Source organism: Mesorhizobium sp. WSM4822, assembly GCF_055811155.1.
The window spans coordinates 1-254 of the sequence record NZ_JBVVQM010000102.1 but is presented as its reverse complement, the minus strand read 5'-3'; the positions used below and the strand labels follow the sequence as shown (position 1 = coordinate 254).

The 254-nt window shown below is 41.3% G+C and carries 1 protein-coding gene; it reads left to right on the top strand.

Features of this window, described 5'->3' with window-relative positions:
* Positions 1 to 204 (top strand): hypothetical protein (locus tag AC0L3E_RS34710; protein ID WP_473606925.1); only part of this gene is annotated, 204 nt, incomplete at its 5' end.
* Between the last annotated feature and the right edge of the window lie 50 nt (positions 205 to 254).

Below are 254 nucleotides of genomic sequence, written 5' to 3'. Positions count from 1 at the left end.
TTCGCGGTTTTCATATCAACCATGTTCTTATCTTTTGTTTTTTTTTTTTTTTTTGTTTTTGTTGTTGTTTTTATCTTTACTCCGCGGGGGGGGCGGGGGGGCGGGGGGCCGGCCGCCCCCCCCCCCCCGGGTTTTTTACCCCCCCCCAGAGCCGAAAAAAACAAAAAGAAAAAAAAAAAAAAAAAAGCAAAAAATATTATATAATAAAAAAGAAAAAACAAACCCCCACAAAAAACAAAAAAACCCCCACGCCA